This is a genomic window from Lacibacter sp. MH-610, from assembly GCF_045780045.1.
In the GTDB taxonomy this organism is placed as follows: Bacteria; Bacteroidota; Bacteroidia; order Chitinophagales; family Chitinophagaceae; genus Lacibacter.
This window is the reverse complement of the sequence record NZ_CP116002.1, coordinates 3,178,583-3,202,254: the sequence shown is the minus strand read 5'-3', so window position 1 is coordinate 3,202,254 and position 23,672 is coordinate 3,178,583. Positions and strand designations below refer to the sequence as shown.

Genomic DNA, 23,672 nt, shown 5'->3' with positions numbered 1-23,672 from the left:
CTATTCTTTCATCCATCTCAGTAATTTAGGCAGGCGATTCATTCTTAAAGCGGGATAGGTTTCTTCTATCGCCCCATAACTGCTGTAAAAATAGGCGAGGTTCCTTACATCACTTCCTTCAAAATCCAATAAGCAATTTTCGCCTGCATGTTTATGTATAAAACGATCAATCAAATAATGGGAGGCTCCGATCGTTTTTCCATTGGGATGATTACCGGCAAGAATATAGTACCAGCGATTGTGTGAAAAGAAAAAAATGGCAGAAGCCAGTAACTCGTCTTTCAGGTAAATCCCGATGCTTTCAGTTTTTTGATGTTGCTGTACTTTCTGGTACAATTGTTCAAACAGTTCAACTTCTTCGTCACGGATAGGTGAAATCCGTTGCAGGGTTTGCTTTGCTAAAACCAGTACCTCTTTTACCGGAACATCATTACGAATTTCCAATGCTGAAGTTGCTGCTTTCTTAATATTCCGTTTCAGGTTGGTTCTGTACTTACCGGTAATTTGTTCATAAGTTTGGTGCAGATCAAGAATATAATTACTTCGAACCGTCATGGGAATGCCTTCGATACTAAACATATTTTTACGGTTCAGGTAAATATCAATGTACCTGAATTTTTCCGGTATTGCTTTTAAGAATTCATGCAACTGTTCTTCAGTTATTGTTCTGCCTGAAAAAATCCCCAATGAAGCACAAAACCAAGGCTGGTACAAATAGTAAATGCCATATTTCTTATTCCATGTTAATGGCAGTACAGCTTCATAATCATTTAATACCAGTGCATCCCAGTTTTTACTCATCGTGTCAAGGTACCAACTGTAAGCATAAATCAATCCATTGGAAGATTGTGTAATACAGTGATCCCATTTTTCTTTATTGATTGACTGGTTTGGTATGTATTGAATGGCAGCCATCAGAAGGGCAAACGTCTGTCAAAACTTTTTAAACTGATGTTCTGAATATTGATACTGAAACTGATATTCCTGGTAAAACGCTTCTCTGGAATGTATGACTGAAAATAATCTCTGAACACACGGCTGTACAAAACAGGCACATAAATGTTCAACACTTTTTTAAACAGGGACAGTTGAAAGCCTGCATCATATACAATCCGGCTGGTTTCTGCATTCCGTTTCCACGCTTCTGCATAGGTGCCCACATCAACAAATACTTTTAAAGGAATTTTTACCGGTAATACATTGAGTATATTTATCTGGTCCGGTATATCTGATGTAAAGTTGATGGCTGTTAACCAGTCATCTGTTTTACCGATTTTAGAAGCCAGTAAATCTGTGCGCACTTTAAAGAAACCATCCCGCTGCATAATTTGCTGACTGGTAAATCCTTCAAATTCATTTCTCCCAACAAAATAGTTATTGTACGTATAATCTTCATAACCATTGGCACCCGTAAGGTTCAAATGAAACGGATCTGTTAGAAAACGTTCTGTACTTGTGATATTGCCGGTATAAAAGAATTTGCCTGCAAAGAAACGTACATCAACTCCATGTTTATCATTGTAGTTAAAATGATAATTACCTGTAAAAGCAAGCCGAACAAAATTTTTGGCTTGTTCTGCCAGCAACTCAGCACTGTACGGATAAAGTGCTCTGCTCTCTCTTATTACGAAACGAAGTTGATTGAGATAACGACTGCTTCTTTCTTCAGAAATCCTGGTAATGCGATCGCCATTCGGTAATGTGTCTCTGCCAAAACGAAGACCATCTTCATTAAAGAAAAAAGTTTTCCATTGAATAAATCGTTCTCTTGTGCTTAGAGGGTCATTTTCTTTGAAAATAATTTTTATGGAGGGAGCTATTTTCCTGAAGGCGAGATTATAAATATTGTTAGCGGTATCCGTAAAATTGTCTGCATTGAATTTCATTGCACTGAGGGCAATCGTTATGCGGTCAAATGTTTTGTGGGGGTGAAATGTATAAGCTATTCTTCCTAAACCATTCAACTCTTTGCTTTTGAAACCGTAGGCCGGTGCCAGCAGAAACTGGAAACGGGAGGAAGGTAATGTGTAGTTTGTAACTGCTGCGCCCAGCATGAAACCGTCATACATGTTAAAAGCAGGAAAAGGACTGATAGAAACAATTCTTGTACTATCGTTACCAAAACCAATCAAAGGCTTGAACTGTATTTTTAACTTCGAGGGTTGCACTAACGGACCTGTTTTGTTCAGCAGGCTGAATTCATAGTCCAGAGTCATACCGCTGGATTGTTCCAGTGTTTGTTTCAGATCAGCAGGGGAGGGGTGTTTGAACTTCCATTGTTCAAAATACAATTGCATAGCTTTGTCCAATGCAGCTTTGCCAAGCTTATGCTCCAGCAGTTGCATAAACGCTGCACCTTTTGTATAAGCAATTAAGCCATAGTTCAGTTCCGTTAAACTGTCACTGTTTGTATTTAAAGGTTGATCTTTTTTCCATTGATACAAACTGCTGAGGAATGTTTTTTCACCGGCAATATCTTTTTCTTCGTGCAGCCAATATTCTTTAAAGCGGCTCACTTCCTTGTCAAAGCGTTTATCGTAGTAGGAATTGATGCCTTCATCCATCCACGCAAATCTCCGTTCATTACTGCCTATCATTGCCTGGAACCAGTTATGTCCTACTTCATGTTCAATTACACTTTCTAATGCTTCTTCGCTGTTAGTTGGAGATATACTGGTGATGCAGGGATATTCCATTCCCCCTTCAAATCCCATTTTAGCTTCTGCCACTGCAACGGATGTGTAAGGATATGCACCAATGAGATTGCTGCGGAAACGAATAGCATCTTTTGCCATGGCTGTACTTTGCGCCCAGATTTTTTGCGATGAGGGGTCAAAGGCTGTGAATACATCAATTGTTTTACCGTTACTGCTTTGAATTGTATCATGTAATACTCTCCATTTTTTATCAGCAAACCATGCAAAGTCTGAAATATTGTTTTGTTTGAAAACAAGTGTTTTTAATTCTTTAGCAGATGGAACTGGATTGGGTTTTGTTTTTGAAGGGATGGTGCCGGGCTTAGGTGCTGCAGCTTTCACCACCGGTACTGTAAAATTCTTTCTGCTGATGAGCCATTGTTTTTCCTCTGCATTCTGCAATTCACCACTGCTGAGCACTACATAATTTTTAGGAATGGTAATTTTCACTTCATAGTTACCAAAGTTGTTATAAAATTCTCCCTGGTCTAAGTAAGGCATTTCATGCCAGCCATTCTTATCATACACAGCCGGTTTAGGGTACCATTGTGTTATTTGATAAGATTGATCAACATGACCACCTCTTGAAAAATTCTTCGGCAGTTGAACATGAAAGGGTGTGGTAATTAAAACAGATGCGCCAGGAGCCAATGGTTCATTCAATACAACTTTTATTATGTCTATATGCTGCGGGTGATCTTCTGTATTTACCCTTGCTTCGTTTACCCTGAAATCAAGACGGTTGATATACCCTCTTTCTTCTTTGTTAGAAAAATAAAAATCCGTACGACCGTTTTTTAATAACTGATCACTGAAAGCAGTACGGTCGGTACGGTAAGCATTAGGCCAAAGGTGAAACCATATAAACCGGAGTGTATCCGGGGAGCTGTTGATGTATTCAATTTTTGCAAAGCCATCCAGTGTATGTTCTGCATCATTGAGCGCTACATCTATTTTAAAATTTACCTGCTGTTGCCAGTAGGATGACTGGGCAAAAGCATAAGTTGAAATAAAAAACGTAAGCAGCAGGGTTATGTATCTCACTTAATGGATATTAAAATGTAAAGCGTTGTGTTCCGGTTTGTTTGGATCTGGCATTTCAGCTATCGTCCTTTCCCCAAAAATATTAAACGTAAAGTGTGGATTAATATTTTCAGGTCCAGTCCCAGTGATATGTTTTCAATATACACCAAATCGTATTTACTCCGCTCAATCATTTCATCTACATTTTCAGCATAGCCGAATTTGACCATGCCCCAGCTGGTGAGCCCGGGTTTTACCTTCAACAAAAACCGGTAGTACGGTGCTTTTTGTACAATCTGGTCAATATAAAACTTACGTTCCGGCCGTGGGCCAACGAGACTCATGTCTCCTTTCAGAATATTCCAGAACTGCGGCAACTCATCCAGCCGCCATTTACGCATTACCTTACCCCAGGCTGTAATCCGTTCATCATGATTTGATGAAAGTGCCGGCCCGTCAGGTTCGGCATTCATAATCATACTTCTGAACTTATGAATTCGGAAGGGCTTTCCTTTCAAACCAATCCGTTCCTGCGAATAAAAAATTGTTCCCGGCGATGAGAAACGAATACGGAGCATTGTATAAAGCATCAACGGTGAAAGAATCAATAAAGCAAGTAAGGAAAGCACCACATCCACCAGGCGTTTGATGTTGAGTTGCCACTCCTGCATCATGTTATTATGCAATTCAATCAACACAGCACCTGTGATATTAGTTGTCTTTACCGAACCGGAAAGAATATCAGAAGTATCGGGTAAAAGTTTAATATTTACATCATGTTCACTGAGTAGATTGATGCAGTAATCAGTGGTGCTTTTTTCTTCAGTGGCAATAATAACCTGCTCAATGGAGTGCTGCCTGATAGCATCAGAAAGATTATCAATGGTACCTGATAAGTGAACCTGTTTATTAAATCCGTTATTGTAGTTACCTGTTTGAATGTAACCACATACTTCATACCCAATTTCCGAGCGGGCTTCTTTAATGTCCTTGTAAACCTGCAATGCTTTAAGTCCATTTCCAATAATAAGAGTGGGAATAACAACCTGCCTGCTGGTTAATTGATTTTTTATATACACTAATATACTCCAGCGGCTTAACCAGAATAAAACGAAGTGAATGCCGAATAAAAGAACGGCTTCTTTATAATACAATGTGTAGAAAGAAATGTTATCATCCAGCAGGAATGCAAAAAATAAAAAAGTACAACCCAGTAAGGTGCTGAAAAAAGTATTGGTTAATTCCTGCAATCTTGATTTATAGTAAAGATTCCGATAGGTGCCTGCCAGATGAAATAAAGCTAACCAGCAGAGTGGAATGATGGTGATGCCGAGATAAAAATTATCATCCAGTTCCTGTTGAAACAGGGATTGAGCTTCTCCCAAAACCAAACGACGCAGCAGGTAGAATAAACCCCAACTGATAACCGCTGCCAGCCAATCGCCCAGCAAATACCAACGGACTGATATCTTTTTATTCAAACTCATGTTCACCCGGCGGTACTACGTTCAATTTTTTGCAGAATCTGGTGTGCTACATCCATTGCCCGCAAACCATCAACTTCTGTTACAGCAGTAGGTGTGTTATTAATGATTGCATCTTTAAACTGCTGTAATTCCATCTTAATGGCATTTACATCTTTAACAGCAGGATTAGAAACCGCAATGGTTTTGGTGCCGTTCTTTGTTTCAATATCAAACGTAAAGGCATCCTTATCATTGGTGTCTTTCATTTTAATGATCTCACTTTTCTTTTCAAGGAAATCAATGCCGATATACGCATCCCGTTGAAACAAACGGATCTTACGCATCTTCTTCATACTGATGCGGCTGCTGGTAAGATTGGCTACACAGCCATTATCAAATTCAATACGTACGTTGGCAATATCGGGTGTATCCGTCATCACTGCTACACCATTGGCATGCACCTGTTTAACATCACTCTTCACCAGGCTTAAAATAATATCAATATCATGAATCATCAAATCCAGTATCACACTCACTTCTGTGCCACGTGGATTGAATTGCGAAAGACGATGTACTTCAATAAACATTGGGTTCAATTGCAGGTCTTTAACCGCCAGGAATGCCGGGTTGAAACGCTCCACATGACCTACCTGTAATTTTACATTGGCCTCCCGCACCAGTTTCACCAGTTCATTGGCTTCTTCCATGGTATTGCACATGGGTTTTTCAACAAACACATGCTTGCCCATACGTACGGCCAGCTTGCATAAATCAAAATGATGATTGGTAGGGGCCACTACATCAGCCGCATCTACCAGTGCCATTAAATCTTCCGGGTTGATAAAACGTTTGAGGTTGTATTTTTCAGTAACAGCTTTGGCGGTACGGTCGCTGGGGTCATAAAAGCCAACCAATTCCACGCCTTCAATTTCCTTCCAGTTGTTTAAATGAAATTTACCCAGGTGACCCGCACCAAAAACGCCGATTTTGAGCATGATAAAGATGTTATTCAGCAAATATAATAAGGGTTGGTGGAAGGCCGCTTTTTTAAAATACCAACACAAACACCGTTCCCTCGCCTTCTTTACTCTGCACCTGTATGCTGCCTTTATGTAAGAGCATAATCTGTTTGCATAAACTCAGACCGATACCGCTGCCTGTTTTCCTGGTGCTGAAGAAAGGGATGAAGATTTTGTCTAAGATTTCTGCCGGCATACCGGTTCCGTTATCAGCTACTTTAATGGTAGTTTTGTTATTGGTGGTTTGTGCTGAAAGAGTAATCACCGGGTGCTCTTTTTCCTTTACAGCTTCAATGGCATTGACCAGCAGGTTAATAAGTACCTGGTCAATTAAATTGGTATCAACATCCAGTGTAACAGCCGGGTCTTTTAAAATAATATCCAGTTCTATCTGCTTTTGTTCTAAAGTAGGCTGCATCAATTGATGCAGGTTTTCAAACAGGTCACGCACCAATATCTTTTTAATATTGAGTGTGGTAATTTTATTCAGATTACGATAGGTTTCTGCAAACTTCAGTAAACCCTCACTGCGACGTTTAATAGTTTCAATACCCAGCTCCAGGTCATCTACTGCACCTTCATGATTTTGTAAATGATTAGCCGCAAGCGTAAGCCTGTTTTTCAATGTATCTGCCAGTGAAGAGATGGGCGCAACGGAGTTCATAATTTCATGCGTCATTACACTCAGCAGTTTGCGCCAGGCTTCTGCTTCTGTTTCATCCAATGCTTCGCTCACATTCTGAAAAGCAATCAATTTAAAAATCTGTTCATCTGTTTGAAAAGCGGTGGCTGATAGTAATACTTTAAAACTACTGCGCCCGGTACTTGCTTTGGCAATCTTTGTTTCGCCCGTTTTAATACTCATCACTTCCCGGTACAGTTGCTCATCTCTTTTTTCCAGGGAATGAATGGTTTTGAGATAAGGAATGTCCATCATCTTTTTAAAAGTTTCATTCATCCATGCCAGTTCACCACTGCCCACATTGTAGGAAATGATACCTGTATCCACCAACTCCAGGATTTTTTGCAGGTACACATACTGCGTTTCTTTTTCCCGGCTGATCACTTTAAACGTGCTGTTGATTTCATTAAATCCTTCCCGTAGGGGTTGCAGTTCAGCAGGAGCGGTTTTTACATTAAAGTATCTTGAAAAATCACGGTAGTGTACGCTCTCTGCAAATTCTTTTACTTCATCCTGTGCTTTTTTCAGGAGCCTGTATAAATCATACAACTGGTAGAATATTGGCAATGCCAACACAAAAGCATAAGTGTACAATTGCTTTTGTACCAGCCAGGCTTCTGCAAATAATACAGCAGCCAGCAGTACAATGCGGATCAATAAACGCCATTCGTATCGGTTAAATATCATATTTCGTTAATCTTCTGTACAGGGCAGTCCTGGTTAAACCCAATTCTTTAGCCGCTTTCGTAATATTGCCATTATGTTTTTCAATCACCCGCAGGATGGTGTTTTTTTCAACCGTACTCAAACTGAAATCCTGTTCCTCGCCTGTATCTTCTTTTGCCTGTTCAATGGGAGAGAAGATGAGGTCTTCCGGTTTAATGAATTCACCCTCGGCCATAATCACTGCACGTTCAATAGTGTACTGCAGTTCACGCACATTACCCTGGAAGGGGTGACTCATCAATTTGTCAATGGCTTTTTTATCCAGTTCTAATTTGGGTTTGATGTATTTTTCTGCGTACACCTGCATATAATGTTGTGCCAGCAGCGGAATATCATCTTTTCGTTTACGCAGCGGCGGCAATATCATTTCAACCGTATTGATTCGGTACACCAGGTCTTTACGAAACCGTTGCTCATTTGCCAGTTCAGTAATTGGAAGATTGGTAGCGCAGATCAAACGTATATCCACGGGTATGGGTTCGTTGGTTCCTAAACGAATCACCTGCCTGTTTTGTAATACAGAAAGTAATTTGGCCTGTTGCTGTAAAGAAATGTTTCCGATTTCATCAAGAAATAAAGTGCCGCCATCTGCAGCTTCAAACCTGCCGATACGGTCTTCTCTTGCATCAGTAAACGCTCCTTTCTTATGACCGAACAATTCACTTTCAAACAGGCTTTCTGTTAAAGCACCCGCATCCACTTTAATCAATGGTTTACCTGCCCGTAAGGATTGTTGATGAATGGCCGAGGCAATTAAATCTTTACCAGTTCCGTTTTCGCCCAGGATCAAAACATTGGCATCAGTAGGTGCAATTTTTTCAATCTTCACAAAGATATCTTTCATGGCTTCGCTTTCTCCAATGATGGGCGAGCTTCCGATTGTTGCTTTTGCTTTTATAGAAGCAGTTGCTTTGTTTTGTTCTTTTTTCTTCAGTGCTTCGCTGATGGTGGTTATCAGTTTTTCATTGTGCCAGGGCTTGATCATAAAATCAGCAGCTCCTTCTTTTAATGAGCGAACAGCAAGGTCAATATCGCCATAAGCAGTGATCATAATAACGGCAGGTTCTTTTGTAATCTCTTTGATTTTACGGAGCCAGTAAATGCCTTCATTACCTGTGTTGATGCTGCTGTTATAATTCATATCCAGCAGAATCAAATCAAAATGATGACGGGTGATGTGCTGACGGATGTTTTCAGGATTTTTTTCGGTAACAACTTCCTTTACTTCCGTTTTTAATAACAGCCTCACAGCTGTGAGCACATCTGTATCATCATCAATTACAAGTATGGATGCATTTTTAATGTTCATGTTACCGGCTGCCGTATATGCACTTTTGTGTTCTGATTTCAAAACACAATTTTACCAACTTCAATTACCATTCACAACTAATTCTTCTTTTTCCGGAAGCTTTTGTGCGGGCTGTATCAAAACCGTACAACAAGTGTATCAAAACCGAACACTTTTTGATTAGTGGTTTGTCAACCTGCATGAAAATCAGGCACTTAACTTACTGGCACGGATTTAACAGGTAATGTGCAGCTCTTATCATCAACAATTGATTTTTGGTAAAAAAACGTATGCCATCTGTAACGGTGGCATACGTTCTAACGTATCATCAATAACTTAAAGAATACAGGAACGATTTTTATGGACAGAGTGATAGAAAAAAAGAAATGGAATTCAAAACGGGTGCTCACCATTGCAGGCGTCGCCGCAATTGTGGCATTGGTTGCAGGCAGCATTTATTTTACTTCGGGCAAATCAAAACTGAATGTAGAAGTAGAACGCATCACCATCAGTGAAATTAAAAAAGGAACCTTCCAGGAGTTTATTCCGGTAAACGGAGTAGTACTTCCGGTTACAACTATTTACCTGGATGCGATGGAAGGCGGACGTGTAGAAGAAAAATTTGTTGAAGATGGTGCTATGATGAAAAAAGATCAACCCATTCTTCGTTTAAGCAATACCGATCTTGAATTACAACTGGCAAACCAGGAAACACAGGTGTTTAATGTGTTAACCCAGATGCAGATTGCCAAAAACAATGTGGAGCAAAACTCCATTACCCGTCAAAACCAGGATGCGGATGTTGATAATGCTTTACGGGAAGCGGAACGTGTTTACAATCTCAATAAAAAACTGTTTGATCAAAAAGTGATTGGTGCACAGGAATATCAAAGCAGTAAAAATTTATACGAGTACCAGTTGCGCCGCAAAAAACTTTCTGAGCAGATAATGAAGACGGATGCGGTAAGTACCAAACAACAGGTAGACCAGGCTACTGAAAGTTATGAGCAAATGAAACGTACACTGGCATTAATGCGTAAGAAGGTGGGTGATTTGATTGTACGTGCACCGGTTGACGGACAACTCACTTCACTCGATGCAGAAATTGGTGAAAACAAAAATAAAGGTCAGCGGCTGGGGCAGATTGATGTGATGAGTGGCTATAAAGTAAGAGTGGATATTGATGAACATTATATCAGCCGCATTTTTACAGGCCTTGTTGGTAACTGTGATGTAGCCGGAAAAACCTACCAGTTGAAAATAAAAAAAGTGTACACACAGGTAGTGAGTGGCCGCTTCCAGGTAGATATGGAGTTTACTGAAAAAATTCCTGAGTCCATCCGTCGTGGTCAAACCTTACAGATACGTTTGGCATTGAGTGATGAAACACAGGCTGTGCTGGTACCCAAAGGTGGTTTTTACCAGCAAACCGGCGGTAACTGGATATTTAAAGTGAATGAGAACGGAACAATGGCGTATAAAGTAGATATCCAACTGGGCCGTCAGAATCCTGATTTCTATGAAGTGTTAGGCGGTTTAAAACCCGGTGATAAAGTAGTTACCAGCAGTTACGAAAACTATGGAACCATGCAGGAACTGATTCTGAAAAAATAGTTGGACTGATCATTAATCATTAAACCTTATTTATGAGTTATTCTTTTTTTACAATCCTGGTTTCCATTTTTTTATTGACGGATCCCGGCGTCAACGAAACAAAATCAACAACTAATACTGAAAAGCCGGCGGCAAAGAAAACCGGTGCAGTTAAGCCTGTTTCCAAAAAAACGGCTCTTCAAAAATTCCAAGTTTTTGACAGTTCACCTTTAACCCAATCTTTTTTCTTTAATTAATTCAACAGTAAAAACCATAGCACATGATAAAAATTACCAACCTGGAAAAGTATTACCGCACTGAAGAAGTGGAAACAGTGGCACTCAATAAACTTTCTTTTGAAGTAAAGGAAGGTGAATTTGTAGCTGTAATGGGACCCAGCGGTTGCGGAAAATCAACCTTATTAAACATCGTTGGACTTTTAGATGATCCTGATGGCGGCAGCTTTTTATTCAACGGAATTGAAGTAGCAGGTTTTAATGAACGTAAACGTGCTGATCTCCGCAAACGGAATATCGGGTTTGTATTCCAGAGTTTTAACCTCATTGACGAACTCACTGTTTTTGAAAATGTAGAACTGCCCCTGATCTATACAGGTGTAAAAACAGCAGACAGAAAAAAACGTGTGGAAGAGGTGCTGGACAAAATGCAGATCATGCACCGCCGCAATCACTATCCCCAGCAGTTAAGTGGTGGTCAGCAGCAGCGTGTAGCAGTAGCAAGAGCCGTGGTAAACAATCCCAAACTTATTCTTGCTGATGAACCTACCGGTAATCTTGACTCCAGCAATGGAAATGAAGTAATGCAGTTGCTTACTGATTTAAATGAACAGGGCACTACCATCATTATGGTAACACATAGTGAACATGATGCTAAATACAGTCACCGTATTATAAGAATGCTGGACGGGCAGACAGTTACAGAAAACATCCTGGTGTAAATACATTCAACCTTATCACATGCTTAAGAACTACTTCAAAATTGCCTGGCGTAACCTTCGTAAGAATAAAGCTTTCAGTGCCATCAACATTTTTGGTTTAGCTATCGGCATCACTGTTTCTTTACTCATTGGTTTATGGATTTATAACGAGCTGAGTTATGACCGGTTTCATAAAAACAAAAACCAGGTATACAGGGTAATGGTAAATGGTGTAAGTGGTAATACCGGTGAAAAGTTTACAATGACGGCGGTATTGCTTCCTTTTGCTGAAATTTTCAGAAAGGATATTCCCGGCATTAAGTATGTAGCCGAAACTAATTGGGAAGGCAAGCAGGGGTTAAAAGTGGGCGACAACAAATTCACAAAGTATGGAACCGAAGTAGCGCCTGATTTTTTTAAGATTTTTCAGTTTCGTTTTTTAAGAGGTGATGCGGCTACAGTTTTACAGCAGCCGGATAATATTGTACTTACGCAAAGTACTGCTAAAAGCCTGTTTGGTGATAAGGATCCCATGAACCAGACTGTTCGCTGGAACAATGTAGCTGATTTAAAAGTAACAGGCATTGTGGAGGATATACCACAAAACAGTTACTTCAACGAGTTTGAGTATTTCATGAGTTTTGCTCATTATGAAAACAGGCAGAGTTGGGTAAAGCAGGCACGTACACAGTGGGATAATTATTCCTTTCAGATGTATGTGGCGTTGGATGAAAATGTAACACAGGAGCAGGTAGAATCTAAAATAAGAGGGCTCATCAGGCAACATGATTCAACGGCTAAAAGTGAAATAGCATTACACCCCATTACAAAATGGCGTTTGTATAACGAATTTCATGAATGGAAAGCCAATGGTGGTTTGATTGATTATATTAAAATGTTTGGTGTTATAGGTTTTCTGGTATTATTGATTGCCTGTATCAACTTTATGAACCTGAGTACAGCCCGCAGCGAAAAACGTGCAAGGGAAGTAGGGGTACGTAAATCAATCGGCTCCGACAAGCGAAGCCTGGTACTGCAATTTCTCGGTGAATCTGTTTTTATTGCAGCTCTTTCCTATATAACAGCATTGCTTTTTTTGTTGCTGTTGATGCCATCCTTCAATCAGTTGATTGAATCAAAAATCAGCATTCCTTTTTCCAGCCCTTACTTCTGGATCATGAGTGTGCTGGTAATTCTAACAACAGGAATCATTGCCGGTTCTTATCCTGCATTTTATCTTTCCTCCTTCTCCACCATCAAAGTGCTGAAGGGAACATTTAAGTTAGGTAAATACGCTGCACTTCCACGCAAGATACTGGTGGTGGCACAATTCACAGCATCAGTAGCACTCATTGTTAGTACCATTGTTATTTACAGGCAGATCCAAAAAGTACAGGCACGCCCATTGGGTTTTAATCCTAACGGCGTGGTGCAGGTAGATATGAAAGAGGATTTGGCTAAAAACTATAATGTGGTAAAAGCAGAAATGCTGGCTACAGGATACATTGAGGATGTAACCAAGTCGTCAAGTCCCATCAGTTCTATCTGGTCAAACTGGCTGGTGGAAGATTTTCCCGGTAAAGAGCCCGGTGAAAATATCACTGTAGCTACCATTGCTACCAGTGAAGATTATTTTAAAACACTCTATATAAAAATAAAAGAAGGGAGAGATTTTTACCAGGATGGATCCGGTATAGATTCAACCAATGTGCTCATTAACGAAGCAGCCGTAAAAAGAATGCGATTGAAAGATCCCATCGGTAAATATGTGAATCTTGGCGACGGAATAAAACATACCATTGTAGGCGTTACAGAAAACACCATCATGAGTAATCCGTTTGAACCGGTGGGCCCTGCTTTGTTTTTTTACAATCCGGGTTGGTCCAGCACGTTAATGTTCAGGATTAAATCCAATGTTTCTGCCGGTAAAGCTCTTGCTGCCATCACACCTATTTTCCAGAAATACAATCCTGCTTTTCCGTTTGAATATCATTTTACCGATGAAGAGTTTGGTAAGAAGATCCGTTTTGAAATGATGGTGGGTAAACTGGCAGCCATATTTGCATTGTTAACCATTCTTATTTCCTGCTTGGGTCTGTTTGGTTTATCTGCTTATGTAGCGGAACAAAGAACCAAAGAAATCGGTATCCGCAAAGTATTAGGAGCATCGGTACTCAACCTTTGGCAAATGCTTTCAAAAGATTTTGTACTGCTGGTATTATGCTCTTCGTTGATTGCTGTGCCCATTGCTTATTACTACATGCGTGAATGGCTGCAGAAGTACAGCTACCGTACTGATATGCCCTGGTGGGTATTTGTACTTGCAGTAGGAGTTGCTTTGTTCATCACATTGATAACTGTAAGTTTTCAGTCAGTTAAAGCGGCTGTATCAAACCCGGTAAAAAGTTTAAGAACAGAATAAAACCTTATCGTTATGCTGAAAAACTATTTTGTTATTGCCTGGAGGAATTTGCTGAAAAACAGAACTTTTTCCATCATTAATATAGCAGGTTTGGCAGTAGGGCTTGCTTGTTTTATTTTAATTGCTTTGTATGTAGTAGATGAATTGAGTTATGACCGTTATCACCAAAAAGCAAGCCGTATCTACAGGATTAACTCTGATATACGTTTTGGTGGTACAGATTTAAAACTGGCAGTATCCAGTGATCCCATGGGTGCTACGCTTAAAAAAGATTATCCGCAGGTGGAGCAGTTTGTAAGGATTTATAACTCCGCCGGCTCCAAACTCATAAAAAAGGGAAATGCGTTTATTAATGAAACCCGTGTTACACATGCTGATTCAACATTGTTTGAAGTTTTTACCCTGCCGGTGATTGCCGGAAATCCGCAAACTGCTTTAAATGAACCGAACACGGTGGTGATTACAGAATCAGCCGCCAATAAATATTTTGGTACTGTAAACGTCATTGGTCAAAATATCGAAACCAATGATAATACCAAAACACTTTACAAAGTAACTGCTGTTATAAAAGATATTCCAGCCAATTCACATTTCAATTTTGATTTCTTTTTTTCCATGGATAATGTGGAGTATGGATGGGGAAATTTTCTGAGTCATAATTTTCATACTTATCTTTTATTGAAAGAAGGAACTGATACCAAAGCATTTGATAGAAACTTTACGCAGGTTGTTGATAAGTATATTTTACCACAGGCCAAACAGTTTATGCAGATTAATAGTATGGCCGACTTTGAAAAAACAGGCAATAAACTTGTGTACTCACTGATGCCGTTGCTGGATATTCATTTGAAATCAGACCGTTTTCCGGAACTGGGTGTGAACAGCAGTATGCAATATGTTTATATTTTTTCTGCAGTTGCACTATTTATTCTGCTCATTGCTTGTGTAAACTTTATGAATCTCTCCACAGCCCGTTCAGCAAACAGGGCGAAGGAAGTAGGTATCAGAAAAGTGTTAGGTACAGAAAAGAAAATGCTGATCGGTCAGTTCTTAACGGAATCAACACTTATGGTGTTTATGGGTCTTATACTTGCCATCGGGCTGGTAGGGTTAAGTATTGGCTATTTCAATTCTATAGCAGGTAAAGCATTAAACATAAAGGAACTTTTACAACCCGGTTATCTTTTGTTTTTGATTCTTATGCCCATTGCAACGGGTGTGCTCGCAGGTTTATACCCTGCATTTTTTCTTTCATCATTCCGGCCCATAACTGTACTTAAAGGAAAAATAAACAGTGGCTTCAGTAAAAATAATTTCAGAAGTGCCTTGGTGGTGTTCCAGTTTTTTACATCCATTGTGCTCATCATCGGAACCATTGTGGTGTACAAACAGCTTAACTATATTCAGAACACTAAAATCGGTTTTAATAAAGATCAGTTATTGATTATTAATGGCACTTCAGCTTTGGGCAGTAATGTAGATGCATTCAGAAATGAAGTGGCCAAAATCAGTGGTGTAAAGGCATCGTCCTTTGCAGGTTATTTGCCTGTAAGTAATTCATCACGTAGTGATAACAGCTTTTCCACCGAAGCGGTGATGACAGAAAAAACCGGGTTTAATATGCAGACATGGAACGTGGATTATAATTACATACCGGTTTTAGGAATGGAAATGGTCATGGGCCGTAATTTTTCAACACAGTATGGTTCTGATTCATCGGCTATCATTATTAATGAAGCTGCAGCAAAAATCATGGGTGTAGATAATCCTGTTGGTAAAAAATTATATTCATCGGATGGCAATGGCGCCAGTACTGCCACTGCTTATACAGTAATTGGTGTAGTTAAAAATTTCAACTTTGAATCACTGCGCCAAAACATCGGTCCTCTTTCCATGCGGTTGGGCAATAATAAGTGGGCTGCTGCATTTAAAGTTGCCGCAGCTGATGTAAATGGTCTCATCAAAACCATTGAGCAGAAATGGAAAACAATGGCTCCTGATATGCCTTTCAGCTACCAGTTCCTTGATGAATCTTTTGACAATATGTACCGTGCAGAACAGCGGGTTGGCAAAGTGGCTCTTTCCTTTTCCCTGCTGGCCATTTTCATTGCCTGTTTGGGTTTATTTGGTTTGGCAGCCTACATGGCTGAACAACGGACCAAAGAAATTGGTGTACGTAAAGTATTAGGTGCATCTGTAGGAAGTATTACTACGCTGTTATCAAGAGATTTTATAAAACTGGTGGGTATTGCTTCTCTTGTAGCATTTCCTGTGGCATGGTGGGCTATGTACCAATGGTTGCAGGATTTTGCTTACCGAGTTACTATCAGCTGGTGGGTATTTGCTCTGGCAGGATTTGTTGCTTTATTGATTGCACTGCTAACAGTAAGTTCCCAGGCTGTTAAAGCAGCATTAAATAACCCTGTTAAAAGTTTACGAACAGAATAAAACCTATCATCATGTTGAAGAATTATTTCAAAATTGCCTGGCGAAATTTGCTCAGAAACAAAACAGCAACCACTATTAATGTATTCGGGTTAACGGTTGGTCTTGCTGTATGTATGTTGATTGTTATTTACCTGGTACATGAGCACAGCTATGATCTGCATTTTAAAGATCATGAACAGATTTACCAGGTTGGTACTGTTATCAAACGATCAGGTGATGAAAATAAAATGCCAACAGCTCCCTATTTACTCGGTTCCATGTTACAAGAGGAATTTCCTGAAATAAGTACCAATACAAAACTACTGGGTTTGTTTACGGAAGATAAAACCCTGCTTCGCTACAAACCTGCTAACAGTGCACCACTTACTTTTTATGAACCCAAAGGATATATCGCTGATTCGGCATTTTTTAAAGTATTCAGTTATGAGTTCGTGGAAGGTACAGCTACAACTGCATTGGAACAACCCCGTTCCGTTGTATTGTCGGATGAAATTGCTGGAAAGTTTTTCGGTAAAGAGCCCGCTCTCAATAAACGCATCACCGTTGCCAGTAATCTTACCGGCGGTGATGTAGAGTTTACAGTTACAGGTGTATTTAAAACCACCGGTAAACCTTCACATATTGACGCCCGTTTTTTCCTGGCATATAAAGGAAGTGCAATTGAAGAGTATGTACTGAGCCAGGGCAAAAACTTAGTGAACAACAACATGTTCTTTACTTATCTTAAATTGAAACCGGGCACTGAGGCTGGGCTTCTGGAAAAAAAGTTTCCGGCTTTCCTGGAAAAACATGCCGGTAATGATCTTAAAGCGGCAGGTCTGCAAAAAGTTCAGTTTCTTACAAAGCTCAAAGACCTGCACCTGCATTCAGGAATGGATAATACAGTTACACCCAGTGGTAACTTAACTTATCTCTATATACTCGGCTCTGTTGCATTATTTGTATTGCTCATAGCCTGTATCAACTTTATGAACCTGGCAACAGCACGTTCTTCCAAACGTTCAGCAGAAGTAGGCGTACGAAAAGTGTTAGGTGCAGAAAAATCTTCACTCATCAGGCAATTCCTTGGTGAATCTGTATTGATGGCGTTGATTTCATTTTTGTTTTCCTTGCTCATTGTAAAAATGGTGATTCCTGTTTTCTCAACCATTGCCGGTAAAGAGTTAACGTTTTCCTTTACTGAAAATCTGATGCTCATTTTGTTTTTCTTTTTGCTTGCATTTATTACAGGTGTGCTGGCAGGAAGCTATCCTGCATTTTACCTTTCTTCTTTCAAACCCGTTAAAGTTTTAAAAGGAAGAATTACCAATACCCTCGCCGCAGCTACGTTACGGAAAGCATTGGTGGTAGTTCAATTTATTGTTTCAGTAAGTCTTATCCTGGCCACTGTGGTTATCAACCGGCAAATGAACTTTATGCGTTCCAAGGATTTAGGTTTTGCAAAGGAGCATCAACTGGTAATACCACTGCGAAGTGAAACAGCAAAACGGGCATATTCTTTTCTCAAAACTGAAATCAGTAAGAACAAAGATGTTCTTTCAGTGGGAGCATCGGTGTATTATCCCGGTATTTTTAATCCGGAAGATAACAACCTGTACAAAGAAGGTCAGGATGCATCACAGGCAAAACATACAAGAATCAACAGGGTGGATTATGATTTTTTAAAAACGCTCAACATTCAAACAATCGCCGGTCGTTCCTTTTCGTCACAATTTGCTGCTGACACTAACCGTAGTATTATCCTGAATGAGAAAGCTGTAAAAGAAATGGGTTTTGCTTCGGCTGAAAACACCATCGGGCAAAAAGTTTTCTTCAACTTCAGAAACCAGGTTCTTGATTTTACAGTGACAGGCGTTGTAAAGGATTTTCATTATGAAGATTTACAACAGCCCATTACACCTTATGCTTTTCTGTTGAATACTGGGAGCAGTTATAATTACCTGATTGTGCATGGTAATGGTCATGCTATGAACCAGGTAATTTCAGCTGTTGAAAAAAGCTGGAAGACGGCTGTAACTGATGAACCTTTTGAATACAGTTTTCTTGATGCTGATTTTCAAAAGAACTACAAGGCACAGGAGCAATTATCTTCTTTGGTTTGGTATTTTACCTGTATTGCCATCATCATCAGTTGTTTGGGATTATTTGCCCTGGCGGCGTTCAGCGCTGAGCAGCGTATAAAAGAAATTGGTGTACGTAAAGTGCTGGGTGCAGGTACAGCAAGTATCGTTTCATTATTGTCAAAAGACTTTTTAAAACCCGTATTGATTGCTTCTGTCATCGCATCTCCGCTGGCATGGTACGTAATGAACGGATGGCTGCAAAAATTTGCTTACAGGGTTAATATAAGCTGGCAGGTGTTTGCTGTAACGCTTATAGCAGCAATGGCTATTGCCATCATTACAGTAAGTTTCCAGGCTATAAAAGCTGCATTGAGTAATCCTGTAAAAAGCTTACGAACTGAATAAAACCAATCATCATGCTGCGAAACTATTTTAAAACTGCTTGGAGAAACCTGGTAAAAAACAAAGTGTTCTCCTTTATTAATATCACCGGGCTTGCTGTTGGCATGTCGGTTTGCCTGCTCATCATCAATATGTTTGCGGAGCAAAAAAGTTATGACTCTTTTCACAGCAAAAAGGACCGCATCTACAGGATCATGACAGAGGGCAGGGGAAGGAATGAATTTAAAACTGCCAGTTCAGCATTTCCATTGGCCCAAAAACTGAAACAGGATTTTCCCGGTATGGAGCAAAGCGCCACATTGGTAAGGAAAATAGGCGGCGATATGCTGTATAAAGAAAAAGCGGCGACCGGTGGCGGCTATTTTGCTGACGCACAGTTATTCAAAATTTTTGATTTCGCATTGAGTAAAGGCAATGCTGCAACAGCACTTGAAAACCCTTTTTCGCTGGTGATTGCTGAAGATTTAGCGAAGCAGTTGTTTGGCAATGAAGAAGCGCTCGGAAAAGTTGTTCAGTTCAATGATAAAGGTGTCAATCCCGGCGGACCTGAGAAAGGAAACAGGGAAACTCCGTATGGATTGTTCACAATCACCGGCGTGCTCAAAGAAGTGCCCGGTAAAACACATCTGCCTTTTAAATTGCTGGCATCATTAAGCACATTGCCTGTGCTGGTAGTGGACAAAAAAATCAACATTGATGTAAATGACTGGAACAACGTGTGGGAAAGCTATACGTATGTGCTGCTTGATAAATCTAAAACAGAACAGGATTTGCAATCGGCACTCAACCGTATTGCAGCAAGCCAGTATATAAAAGGTAGTGGAAATGAATATGCTTTTACATCAAAACCGCTTACTCAAATAGCATCGTCTGATCCTGTTGGCAACGAAACAAACTTTACATTGCCTCCAACAGTACTTCTGGTGCTGGGTGTGCTGGCATTGATTGTAATGCTGTCAGCCTGTTTAAACTACACTAATTTATCAGTGGCAAGGTCGCTGGCACGTACAAAGGAAGTAGGCATCCGCAAAGTATCAGGCGCTTCAAGGGCACAAATATTCATGCAGTTTATTGCTGAAGCAGTTATAGTAGCGTTGCTTTCGCTCATATTGGCTGTTGGCTTTTTATCCTTTTTAAAAAATGCGTTTACCGGTCTTTGGCTCAACCAGTTTTTGCATATCAGCTTGGAACAGAATTTTTCTTTGTATGTGCTGTTTCTTTTCTTCAGCATTTTAACAGGGGTTATTGCAGGGTTGCTTCCTTCCCTGTATATGTCTGCATTCAACCCGGTTGTGATGATGCGGAATTTAGGTAGTATGAAAATGTTTCGCAGACTTACTATACGAAAAGCGTTGCTGGTGCTGCAGTTTACCATATCAATCATATTTATTGTTTCCACAGCAGTGTTGTATCAGCAAACAAATCATGTACTCCATTTTGATTATGGTTTTGATAAGAGTAATGTGGTGGATATAAACCTGTATAACCCCGGAAACTATCAGCGCTTTGCACAGGAAATTTCAAAGAACAGGGCTGTGGCGGGTGTGTCTGCAGTTTCTTTCATGCCTTCTACAGGCACACAAAACGGCACACAGGTTTTTAAAGCAGATAATCTTAAAGACAGTTTGCAAATAAGTTTTATTGATGTTGATTCCAGATTTTTTGATGTGATGGGGTTGCAACTGATTGCAGGAAAAACGTTTCCGGAGATACCCGATACTACCGGCGAAAGTTATGTGATAGTGAATGAAACTTTGTTGAAAGACTGGCATTTTGGTGCTGCCAGTGCTGCTATCGGTCAAAGAGTATTGATGGAAGATAATACAGTTGAAATCATTGGTGTAGTGAAAGACTTCCAGTTTCTGCATGTCACTAACAGCATATCGCCGCTGATACTACGTAACAGGCCGAAAACATTTGGAGTGGCTGCTGTAAAAATTTCCGGCACTAACACTGCAGGCACCATAGCATTTTTAGAAAGCACCTGGAAGAAAGTGAACCCTAACACAAAGTTTGAATACCAATTTCTCGATGAACAGATATTGTTTACTCATTCCATGCTGAGCGATGTGGCAAAAGTGTTAGGCTTCCTTTCCTTATTGGCGGTTTTCATTTCCTGTCTTGGTTTGTTGGGCATGGCTTCCTATACTGCTCAAACAAGAAGCAAAGAAATAAGCATACGCAAAGTGGTTGGATCCAGCGTGCCGCAAATAATGATGCTGTTATCAAAAGGTTTTGTAAAACTGTTGTTGCTGGCAACCGTGATTGCTTTGCCCCTTGCATATATCCTCAATAATATGTGGCTTCGTTTTTTTGCAAATCGTGTAGGCATCAGCATCTGGATATTGGTGTTGAGTGTGTTTGTGATGCTGGCATTGAGTTTATTGATTGTGATATCGCAATCATGGAGGGCTGCCTTTTCAAATCCTGTAAAGGGGTTGAGGACCGAGTAATCAGGAATGATTCATTGCGAGTTACTGATATGTTAGTATGCTTAAAATTAAATACCTGTTATGTTCAAAAACTATTTCAAAACAGCATTCCGTAACCTCATCAGGAATAAGGTATATTCTATCATCAATATTGCCGGGTTAAGCATGGGGCTGGCCTGTGCTATGTTGATTCTTTTGTATACAAAAGATGAAGTGAGCTATGATCGGTTTCTGCCAAACGTTTCAAACATCTATCGCATAGTAAGCAAGCATGTAAATCCTGATGGAAGTATTCAAATGCAGAGTGGTAATACAGGAAGTTTTCATGGACCGGCATTTGCATCCGGTGTTCCTGAAATTGTTTCGTTTGTACGCATCCAGGGTGATTTTTTGAATATTAGAAAAGGAACCGAGATATTACCTCAGGAAGGGCACAGAGTGGATAGTAATTTCTTTTCACTCATGCAGTTTCAGCTACTTTATGGAAATGCAAAGACTGCATTGTTAAATCCTGATGCTGTTGTAATCACTGAAACAGTTGCTGAAAAATTTTTTGGCACCTCGGATGTAGTAGGCAAGACAATGGAATTAAAACGTGATGGCAGATTTGTACCATTCACCGTTACAGCAGTGGCTAAAGATTGTCCGCAAAATTCATCACTCAAATTTCAATTGCTAACAAAACTGCAATTAACACCCGAGGAAATTTCTGACAGAGCCAATTGGTTCAATTTCTTTCTCAACACATTTGTAGTACTGGGGCCCGGTGCTGATGTACAGCAAACAGAAGCCAAGATGATGCGTTTCTATGAAACGGATGCAAAAGAAATGATTAAGCAGATGGCTGAGAAGTATAACTTCCAATCAAAAGCTACTTATTTGCTGCAGCCTTATACTGATATTCATTTGAGTAAAGAGTACAGGGCTGACAATGGAATGGTTGGTGCCAGTAATCCGATGTACTCCTATATTCTTTCCGGAATTGCCTTATTTATTCTCATCATAGCCTGTATCAACTTTGTAAACCTAACTGTGGCACGTTCATTAAAAAGGGCTAAGGAAATCGGGGTTCGTAAAGTTGTGGGCAGCGATCGCCGGCAACTCATCTGGCAATTATTAGGTGAGTCCTATATCATCAGTTTGATTGCATTTCTTTTAGCCCTGGCAATTGCACAACTTTTACTTCCGTTTTTTAATGAGCTTTCTAATAAAGTTTTGTCATTAAGCTATTTGTTTGACTGGAAGCTGTTGGCTGGATATGTTTTTTTGTTCCTGATCACAGGATTTTTAGCTGGTTTTTACCCGGCCTTGGTGCTATCAGGGTTCAACCCGGTTGAAACATTATACAACCGGTTCAGACTCTCCGGAAAAAATTATGTGCAACGATCACTCGTAGTACTGCAATTTTCGCTGGCTACATTACTTATCATCGCTACAACGGTTATGTATAAGCAGTTTCATTTTCTTGTTTCAAAAGACCTGGGATATGATGATAAGCATTTAATCACCATACCTAATGTTTCAAATAATGAAATATCTGTTTTCCGACAGGAGTTGCTCAAGAATCCGAATATTGAACAGGTAGCCATCCGTAACAATGGTTTTAACATCACCGTTGCAAGAGTGAATGTGGACAAGGAAATTGAATTTACGATGGACTGGATTGATGCAGACTATTTGCCCATCTATAAAATACCTGTTGTACAGGGCCGGAATTTCTCAAAGACGATGGCCTATGATTCTACTTCATCTGTGCTGGTAAATGAAGCATTTGTAAAAGCAGCAGGCTGGAAAAATCCGATAGGACAAACAGTTGATTTCTGGTATAATCAAAAAAAATTAACAGTAGTTGGCGTAGTTAGAGATCACCATTACTCATCCCTGAATGAAGCAATTAAACCTCAATTATTCAGTAATAATCAAAATAACTTTGGATTAGCTGTTGTACGTATGAAGGAAGGAACTGCCGCAGCTGTATTACCCTACATTGAACAGGTGTTTAAAAAACTATTACCAATACAGCCTTACAGTTATGAGTTTAAAGACATCAGTAATCAACGGCAATATGAATCAGAAGCGAGGTGGAAAAAGATGTTATTATTTGGTGCTGTACTTACCATTTTTATTTCCTGCATCGGGTTATTCGGATTATCCGTATTGGCAGCAGAAAGAAGGGTAAAAGAGATTGGAGTTCGTAAAGTGTTGGGGGCATCTGTTACAAACATTACTACAGCTTTATCAAAAGACTTTTTAAAACTGGTAATTATCTCACTCCTTATTTCCATTCCTGTTGCGTGGTTGCTGGCCGATAAATGGTTGCAGAATTATCCATATCGTACAGTGTTGAATGCATGGATGTTTGTCATTGCAGGCGTGTGCATTATACTCGTAGCCGTACTTACTGTTTCCTTCCAGGCGGTAAAAGCGGCCGTTTCAAATCCTGTAAAATCTCTAAGAACAGAATAAATAAAATAC

At 39.9% G+C, this 23,672-nt stretch carries 13 protein-coding genes; 7 read left to right on the top strand and 6 right to left on the bottom strand.

Annotation, left to right across the window (positions count from 1 at the left end; genetic code table 11):
* The 6 genes from PDL71_RS14755 to PDL71_RS14730 are packed head-to-tail and all read right to left on the bottom strand — an operon-like array spanning position 1 to position 8,963.
* Entirely contained in the window at positions 1-915 is a 915-nt protein-coding gene (locus tag PDL71_RS14755; RefSeq protein WP_407522412.1) for a GNAT family N-acetyltransferase, read from the bottom strand.
* Positions 915-3,740, bottom strand: a complete 2,826-nt coding sequence (locus tag PDL71_RS14750) for a M1 family metallopeptidase (protein WP_407522410.1) — start codon at positions 3,738-3,740, stop codon at positions 915-917. Before PDL71_RS14750 ends, PDL71_RS14755 begins: the two co-directional genes overlap by 1 nt.
* A gap of 59 nt (positions 3,741-3,799) precedes the next feature.
* Entirely contained in the window at positions 3,800-5,206 is a 1,407-nt protein-coding gene (locus tag PDL71_RS14745) for a sugar transferase (RefSeq protein ID WP_407522409.1), read from the bottom strand.
* 2 nt (positions 5,207-5,208) lie between these two features.
* Positions 5,209-6,180, bottom strand: coding sequence for a Gfo/Idh/MocA family protein (locus PDL71_RS14740; protein WP_407522407.1), 972 nt, complete (start codon positions 6,178-6,180; stop codon positions 5,209-5,211).
* Positions 6,181-6,232: 52 nt separating this feature from the next.
* Positions 6,233-7,573 carry a sensor histidine kinase gene (locus PDL71_RS14735; RefSeq protein WP_407522405.1) on the bottom strand — a complete coding sequence of 447 codons (1,341 nt, stop codon included), beginning with the start codon at positions 7,571-7,573 and terminating at the stop codon, positions 6,233-6,235.
* Positions 7,563-8,963, bottom strand: coding sequence for a sigma-54-dependent transcriptional regulator (locus PDL71_RS14730; RefSeq protein ID WP_407522403.1), 1,401 nt, complete (start codon positions 8,961-8,963; stop codon positions 7,563-7,565). Before PDL71_RS14730 ends, PDL71_RS14735 begins: the two co-directional genes overlap by 11 nt.
* Before the next feature lie 297 nt (positions 8,964-9,260).
* Between PDL71_RS14730 and PDL71_RS14725 the strand changes: the two genes are divergently transcribed.
* From PDL71_RS14725 to PDL71_RS14695, 7 genes are all read left to right on the top strand, one after another.
* The gene (locus PDL71_RS14725) at positions 9,261-10,514 is read left to right on the top strand and encodes an efflux RND transporter periplasmic adaptor subunit (RefSeq protein WP_407522401.1); all 1,254 of its coding nucleotides are present in this window, start codon (positions 9,261-9,263) and stop codon (positions 10,512-10,514) included.
* Positions 10,515-10,773: 259 nt separating this feature from the next.
* Positions 10,774-11,451 carry an ABC transporter ATP-binding protein gene (locus tag PDL71_RS14720; protein WP_407522399.1) on the top strand — a complete coding sequence of 226 codons (678 nt, stop codon included), beginning with the start codon at positions 10,774-10,776 and terminating at the stop codon, positions 11,449-11,451.
* A gap of 19 nt (positions 11,452-11,470) precedes the next feature.
* Positions 11,471-13,852 carry an ABC transporter permease gene (locus PDL71_RS14715; RefSeq protein WP_407522397.1) on the top strand — a complete coding sequence of 794 codons (2,382 nt, stop codon included), beginning with the start codon at positions 11,471-11,473 and terminating at the stop codon, positions 13,850-13,852.
* 12 nt (positions 13,853-13,864) lie between these two features.
* On the top strand, positions 13,865-16,300 hold the full coding sequence (locus tag PDL71_RS14710; RefSeq protein WP_407522395.1) for an ABC transporter permease: 2,436 nt from the start codon (positions 13,865-13,867) through the stop codon (positions 16,298-16,300).
* Positions 16,301-16,311: 11 nt separating this feature from the next.
* Positions 16,312-18,768 carry an ABC transporter permease gene (locus PDL71_RS14705; RefSeq protein WP_407522393.1) on the top strand — a complete coding sequence of 819 codons (2,457 nt, stop codon included), beginning with the start codon at positions 16,312-16,314 and terminating at the stop codon, positions 18,766-18,768.
* An 11-nt stretch (positions 18,769-18,779) separates the two neighbouring features.
* Entirely contained in the window at positions 18,780-21,218 is a 2,439-nt protein-coding gene (locus PDL71_RS14700) for an ABC transporter permease (RefSeq protein ID WP_407522391.1), read from the top strand.
* A 60-nt stretch (positions 21,219-21,278) separates the two neighbouring features.
* The gene (locus PDL71_RS14695; protein WP_407522389.1) at positions 21,279-23,663 is read left to right on the top strand and encodes an ABC transporter permease; all 2,385 of its coding nucleotides are present in this window, start codon (positions 21,279-21,281) and stop codon (positions 23,661-23,663) included.
* Positions 23,664-23,672: the final 9 nt, after the last annotated feature.